5 protein-coding genes are annotated in these 6,186 nt (G+C 65.0%); 2 read left to right on the top strand and 3 right to left on the bottom strand.

Features of this window, described 5'->3' with window-relative positions; genetic code table 11:
- Together NKH38_RS25800 and NKH38_RS25795 are read right to left on the bottom strand one after the other, a co-directional pair.
- On the bottom strand, positions 1–1,034 hold a 1,034-nt coding region (locus NKH38_RS25800; RefSeq protein ID WP_352904580.1), incomplete at its 3' end, for an ATP-dependent helicase.
- A gap of 80 nt (positions 1,035–1,114) precedes the next feature.
- Positions 1,115–1,813: a DUF2059 domain-containing protein gene (locus NKH38_RS25795; RefSeq protein ID WP_352761895.1), complete on the bottom strand. Its 699-nt coding sequence runs from the start codon at positions 1,811–1,813 to the stop codon at positions 1,115–1,117.
- Between the two features lie 380 nt (positions 1,814–2,193).
- On the opposite strand from NKH38_RS25795, the gene NKH38_RS25790 reads away from it, so the two are divergent.
- Entirely contained in the window at positions 2,194–4,533 is a 2,340-nt protein-coding gene (locus tag NKH38_RS25790; protein ID WP_502896602.1) for a glucose/quinate/shikimate family membrane-bound PQQ-dependent dehydrogenase, read from the top strand.
- A 115-nt stretch (positions 4,534–4,648) separates the two neighbouring features.
- On the opposite strand, the gene NKH38_RS25785 is transcribed toward NKH38_RS25790, so the two are convergent.
- Entirely contained in the window at positions 4,649–5,113 is a 465-nt protein-coding gene (locus tag NKH38_RS25785; protein ID WP_352761893.1) for a hypothetical protein, read from the bottom strand.
- A gap of 164 nt (positions 5,114–5,277) precedes the next feature.
- On the opposite strand from NKH38_RS25785, the gene NKH38_RS25780 reads away from it, so the two are divergent.
- Complete coding sequence (locus NKH38_RS25780; RefSeq protein ID WP_023668312.1) at positions 5,278–6,183, top strand: dienelactone hydrolase family protein; 906 nt, start codon at positions 5,278–5,280, stop codon at positions 6,181–6,183.
- The last annotated feature ends 3 nt before the right edge of the window (positions 6,184–6,186 follow it).

The following is a 6,186-nucleotide window of genomic DNA, read 5'->3' as shown; positions in this document are numbered from 1 at the left end:
CCCCTGGATGGGGAGGGTCGCCGCGCAGCCGCGGGGGGGGGGGGCTGGCGCCCGCGCGGGGGGGGGGCGCCCCCCCCCGCCCCGCCCGCGGGCGCGCGCGCCCCGCCCCCCCCGCGCCGGGGGGGGGGGGGGGGGGGCCGGCCGCGCCCCCCCCCCCCGGCGCCGCTCCGCGGCGCGACCTCCCCCATCGAGGGGGAGGTAGGTCTTTGCGCCAGCAGCCGCAGCCACAAGTATTGCGCGGTGTTGGTGTCCTGGTACTCGTCGACGAGGATGTATTTGAAGCGCTTGTGGTAGTCCTTCAGCACGTCCGGATTGGCGCGGAAGATGCGGATCGGGTGGCAGAGCAGATCGCCGAAGTCGCAGGCGTTCAGCGTCTTCAGCCGCTCCTGATAGGCCTTGTAGAGTTCCCGGCCCTTGCCGTTGGCGAAGCTGCGCGCGTCGCCCTCGGCAATGTCGGCGGGGCCTTGGCCCTTGTTCTTCCAGCCGTCGATCATCTGCGCGAACTGCTTGGCCGGCCAGCGCTTGTCGTCGAGGCCTTCGGCCTGGATCAGCTGCTTGATCAGCCGTACGACGTCGTCGGTGTCGAGGATGGTGAAATCGGATTTGAGCCCGGCCAGTTCGGCGTGCCGCCGCAAGAGCTTGACGCCGATGGAGTGGAAGGTGCCGAGCCACGGCATGCCCTCGACGGCTTCGCCGACGAGATGGCCGATGCGCTGCTTCATCTCGCGCGCGGCCTTGTTGGTGAAGGTCACCGCCAGGATCTGCGAGGGAAAAGCCCTGCCGGTGGCCAGGATATGGGCGATGCGGGTGGTCAGCACGCGTGTCTTGCCGGTACCGGCGCCGGCCAGCACCAGCACCGGGCCTTCGGTGGTTTCCACCGCCAGCCGCTGCTCGGGGTTGAGGCCGTTGAGATAATCGGGCGCGCTGTTGGGTCCGCTGCGGGCCGCCATGGCGCGCGCGGCTATGCCCGACGGGGCCGCGGGCCGCGCATTGGGTTCGTCGAAAAAGGGCATGTCTTCCGCAAAGCCGGACATCTCCCCCGAATGTAGTGATTCGGTAGCGAAAGACCAGAAGTGTCTACGTTTTGTTCTGCTAAAGTGCCCGATACCGCGGCTCAGGCCTTTCGGTAACCGAGCGCGACGAACAATCGATGTCCGAACGAGCGCGCTTCCTCTGTCATCACCATGCCAAAGGCCGTCAGCATCTGGTCGTAATAGCGGCTGCCCGCGGGTGACGCCAGGAATCTCGAGTACAATCTGAGATCGCCCAGCGAGAGATCCCGGTACGTATAAGCGCTACCCTGCATGGCATTCTGTTCGATGTTCTGGCGAATTTTCACGGATTGCTGACGCACCAGCGCCATGATCTGTTCGTCCGACAGAGGCTTTCCGGCTGCGCCCAGCATCCCCGTAACCATCGCGTAGCTCATGTTCAGCGCTATCGCCTCGCCGGTGTCGACAGCGCTGATATCGTCGATGATCTTGCGGTACAATTCGAGCCGCGCTGGATCCTTGGTCGGAAGCTCGGCGAGGATTTGCTTGCCCTCTGTCTTCTTGCCTTGCCTGCCTTCCGGGCCAGACGACTGAATTTCCAAAGCGGTGACGTGCTTGCCCAACGGGGAAGCGTAAAACGCTGCGAGGTCGGACAGATCGGTGGCCGACAGCCTGTCCGCCATCCGCGATTCGATGGCAGTCTCCATTTTGACTGCGTCGAAGGCGCCTTCCAGCGCGACCGACAAGGCGTCCTGGAAATTTGCCGGTAACGGTTCGGGTATGGATTTCGTGGCTGCGGCGATGCCGGGACCGATGCCCATCAGCATCTCGTGAAAGCCGTTTGCCTTGTTGATCTCGCTCAGCGTCTGTGCCGGCGCGGCCACTGTGCCGGCCCTGAGCGCGACGAAGCTACAGAGGACAAGGACTACGCGCGTCAGAGGCGAGGCGAATGACGTCACTCTGGTTGCTCCTGATGGTTGGTCCAACGCAGACTGCTGGAAAACCCGGATGCCGGCAAGGCGGGATTGCCACCTTGGCGTGTGGCCTCGAAAAACGCCCTGTTACGCAAGAGAGCCTGCGGCATGGCCTTTTGGTTTCGCCATGGATCGCTCCCCGGCGGCTTGACAGGCACGGCGGGCGGGAGAAGGTTGTACCGCCGGGGGCAGGATTGGCATGCCTTTGCCCATGGCCGCGTCGCGGAATGCGCATCAGTCGAAGGAGTATCGTCTTGGCTGTCGTCATCACCTCCCTCATCCTGTTCCTCATCGGCCTCGCACTTGGCGGCGGCGGCGTCTGGCTCGCGATGCTGGGCGGCAGCTGGTACTATGTCGTCACCGGTCTCGCCTTCCTGATCGCCGCATGGCTGCTCTTCCGGCGCAAATCGACGGCGCTCTGGCTCTACGCGGCGATCGTGCTCGGCACGCTGGCCTGGGCGGTGTGGGAAATCGGCTTCGACTGGTGGGAACTCGGACCGCGCGGCGGCATCATCGTGCTTCTGGCGCTGTGGCTGCTGACGCCTTGGGCAAGGCGGGGCCTGACCGGCCCCGACGCGCGAGCGCCGCTCATTCTGGCCGTGCTCGCTTCGCTCGCCGTCGCCGGTTATTCAATGACGGCCGATCCCAAGGACATCGCCGGCGACCTCAGCGCCGACAAGGTGACGCCGACTGCCGATCTCGGCGGCAACGTGCCTCCGGGCGAATGGCACTTCTACGGCCGCACGCAATTTGGCCAGCGCTATTCGCCGCTCGACCAGATCACGCCCGAAAATGTCGCCAAATTGCAGCCGGCCTGGACCTACCAGACCGGCGACGTGAAAGGGCCGGACGATGTCGGCGAAACCACCTACCAGGTGACGCCGCTGAAGGTAGGCGACGCGCTCTATATCTGCACGCCGCACAATTTCGCCATCGCCATCGATGCCGCCACCGGCAAGGAGAAATGGCGTTTCGATCCCAAGATCAAGCTCGACAAGGACCGCCAGCACCAGACCTGCCGCGGCGTGTCCTATTATGCCGATGCCAAGATCGCCGCCGGCCAGCCTTGCGCGACACGCGTCTACCTGCCGACCTCGGATGCGCGGCTGATCGCGCTCGACGCCGCCAACGGCCAGGTCTGCCCGTCCTTCGCCGAAGCCGGCACGCTCAATCTGTTGACCAACATGCCGTATCCGAAGTCGGGCTATTATTACTCGACCTCGGCGCCGCTGATTGCGGGCGGCAAGATCATCATCGGCGGCGCGGTCAACGACAATTATTCGACGCAAGAGCCGTCCGGCGTCATCCGCGCCTTCGACGTCGACACCGGCGCCCTGGTGTGGAACTGGGATTCCGGCAATCCGGACCAGACAACGCCGCTGGCGGCAGGCCAGACCTACACCCACAACTCGCCCAACATGTGGTCGACGGCAAGCGCCGACGAGAAGCTCGGCCTGCTCTATGTGCCGCTCGGCAACCAGACGCCGGACCAGCTCGGGATGGGCCGCAGCGCCAATGTCGAGAAGTTTTCCTCCTCGATCACCGCGCTCGATCTCGCCACCGGGCAATTGCGCTGGGTGCGGCAGACCGTGCATCACGACCTCTGGGACATGGATGTGCCGGCACAGCCGACCCTGGTCGACATCACCACCGCTGTCGGCGTCGTTCCGGGCCTGGTCGGACCGACCAAGCAGGGCGACCTCTACGTGCTCGACCGGCGCAGCGGCGAGCCGATCATCCCGATCAAGGAAGTGCCGGCGCCGGGCGGCGCTGTCGAGGGCGATCACACGTCGCCGACGCAGCCGGTCTCGGATCTCTCCTTCAATCCGAGGCCGCTGACCGGCGCCGACATGTGGGGCATCACCATGTTCGACCAGCTGGCCTGCCGGATCGAATTCCAGGGCCTGCGCTACGAGGGCCGCTATACCCCGCCATCGGTGCAGGGCTCGCTGGTCTATCCCGGTAATTTCGGCACCTTCAACTGGGGCGGCGTCGCCGTCGATCCGGTGCGGCAGGTGATGTTCGGCATGCCGACCTATCTGGCGTTCAAATCGCAGCTCATTCCGCGCGACCAGGTGCCGCCCCCGGATGAGGGGCGCGGCAGCGAACAGGGGCTGAACCGCAATGAGGGCGCGCCCTATGCGGTGGTGATGGGGCCGTTCCTGTCGCCGCTCGGCGTGCCCTGCCAGGCGCCGCCATGGGGCTATGTGGCCGGGGCCGACCTCAGAACCGGCAAAATCGCCTACAAGCACCGCAACGGCACCGTCTATGACATGACGCCATTGCCGTTACCGCTGAAGGTCGGTGTTCCCGGCATTGGCGGGCCGATGATCACCGCCGGCGGTGTCGTCTTCCTGGGCGCGGCGGTCGACGACTATCTGCGCGCCTATGACCTGACATCGGGCAAGCAGCTCTGGCAGGCCAGGCTGCCGGCCGGTGGGCAGTCGACGCCGATGACCTACACCGTCGCCGACGGCCGCCAGTTCGTGGTCATCGTCGCCGGCGGCCACGGCTCGGTCGGCACCAAGCCCGGCGACTATGTGATGGCCTATACGCTGCCGAAGTAGGACGATGTGACTTAGGTAGGTGATCGGCCCGGCAGATATTCTGGCAATGTCGCGCCGCCCCTCATCTGCCTGCCGGCATCTTCTCCCCGTATAGTGACGGGGAGAAGGGGCAGCTTCAGCGTTGGCGCCCTTTCCTGCAACGCTGGCGATTGGCGAAATCATCGATGACGGCATCCTTCTCCCCGTCACTATACGGGGAGAAGTGCCCGGCAGGGCGATGAGGGGCAGCAGCAGCCTTGGTCAGCTTGCGTAAGAGATGGCCTTTGGGGCTGGGCACGGAGCCCAGTACTTCATTGGTTAGCTGCGGCCCTGTTTCGGCCTGCTGGATCAGCGTGGTGCCGGCCGACGCCGGTCGACGCGGACCTTCACCATCCGAGCGGCGGCTGCGGCAGCAGCGGAGCGCATTCCCAGCAAGGCAGCAACAGCAAGCACGAGCGCGCTTGCAAGGATCGGAGTGGACAAGGTCATGGCGTTGTTCCTTCTCGTCGGGCTCGCCGCTACGGGCGGGACCATCATCAGCTTCCTTCCATATTGTGGCGGCACCATCGAAATTCTCTGAAATGACCAAAATGTGATGCACGCGCCGATTTCCGCCGGCCGCCGCATCGTTCGATGGCCCAAGCGTCACCCATCCGTGACTGGACCATGCGAGCCTCCACCCTATCTTGACTCTCGAGGTCAACCCGGAATGACCGCAAGGTCATTTCCAGGTGACCGTGATCATCTCCTAACGAGGAGCACGCCATGACGAAACCCACCGCCGAAGCCGTCAAACCTGCCAAACCTGCCATCACCCAGGCGATGATCGATGCCTATGACGAATACACGCATCTGACGCTCGACCGCCGCCGCTTCATGGAGCAGCTGACCAGGCTTGCCGGATCGGGCGCGGCGGCGGCCGCGATCGCGCCGCTGCTGGCGGCGAATTCGGCGCAGGCGGCAATCGTCGCCGACAACGATCCGCGCGTGAAGGCTGAAGATATCACCTATTCCGGCAGCAGCGGTGAGATGAAGGGCTATCTGGTCAGGCCGGCGGACCAGTCCGGCAAGCTCGGCACCGTCATCGTGGTGCATGAGAACAGGGGGCTCAACCCGCATATCAAGGATGTGGCGCGGCGCGTTGCGCTGGAAGGGTTCGTGGCGCTGGCGCCGGATTTCCTGTCGCCGCTCGGCGGCACGCCCGCTGACGAAGACAAGGCGCGCGACATGTTCACCAAGCTCGACGCCAGCCAGGTCACCGCCGATGGCCTGGCGACCATCGCCTATCTCAAGGGCGAGAAGGACGGCAACGGCAAGGTCGGTGCTGTCGGCTTCTGCTGGGGCGGCGGCACGGTCAACAATCTGGCGGTCAACGCGCCCGATCTCGCCGCCGGCGTCGCCTACTACGGCATGCAGCCGAAGGCCGAGGATGTGGCGAAGATCAAGGCGGCGCTGTTGCTGCACTATGCCGGCCTAGACGAGCGCATCGACGCCGGCATCGATGCCTACAAGAAGGCGCTCGACGCCGCCCATGTCGAATACACCGTCTATGTCTATGACGGCGTCAACCATGCCTTCAACAACGACACCTCGGCCGCGCGCTATGACAAGAAGGCAGCCGATCTCGCCTGGGGACGGACGATCGCTTTCCTCAAGGAGAAGCTCGCGTAAGCT

The organism is Mesorhizobium sp. M1078 (genome assembly GCF_040318615.1).
Classification (GTDB): domain Bacteria; phylum Pseudomonadota; class Alphaproteobacteria; order Rhizobiales; family Rhizobiaceae; genus Mesorhizobium.
The sequence above is the reverse complement of the archived record's forward strand: the minus strand, read 5'-3'. Positions and strand labels throughout refer to the sequence as shown.